Here is a 444-nt window from a genome sequence, read left to right as displayed (position 1 = left end):
CCACGCGCCGGTGGTCGTCGACCTGGAGCTGTGACCCGTCGGCCGGTGACGAAGGGCCTGATCCTGGCGGAGAATGACGCTCTGATCATGCAGAGTCCTGGGGGGGACCATGCGCAGCCGTACCCGCACTGTCGCAGCCGCCACCGGCGCCGCCGCCCTGCTCCTCGTCCTCACCGGCTGCGGCGACGAGCCCGCCAAGGCCGATCCGAAGGCTTGCAGGGCCGTCATGGAGAAGCGGTTCGTGGAGAACACCGCCGACGGCACCGTCCCGCCGGAGTGCAAGGGCATCGACAACAAGGTCCTGGCCGGCTTCGTCGAGGACATCTTCAACGCCCATATCGGCGACGCGACGAAAGAGGCCGTCAAGGAGCTGGAGGACGAGCCGGGCGGGATGAAGGTGACGGTCAGCGACCCGCCCTCGCCCCGCCCTTGACCGAGCCATCC

At 69.1% G+C, this 444-nt stretch carries 1 protein-coding gene; it reads left to right on the top strand.

Features of this window, described 5'->3' with window-relative positions; genetic code table 11:
- Window positions 1-109 precede the first annotated feature (109 nt).
- Window positions 110-433 carry a hypothetical protein gene (locus tag AC1DYK_RS35810; RefSeq protein ID WP_328920157.1) on the top strand — a complete coding sequence of 108 codons (324 nt, stop codon included), beginning with the start codon at window positions 110-112 and terminating at the stop codon, window positions 431-433.
- Window positions 434-444 lie beyond the last annotated feature (11 nt).

This window comes from Variovorax sp. P2_H12, assembly GCF_056403395.1.
Note: the sequence above shows the minus strand (reverse complement) of the source record. Positions and strands in the feature narration are given on the sequence as shown.

Bases quoted from the DNA above. Each gene is read 5' to 3' on its own strand.
- AC1DYK_RS35810 (WP_328920157.1), top strand. From the start codon at position 110: ATGCGCAGCCGTACCCGCACTGTCGCAGCCGCCACCGGCGCCGCCGCC.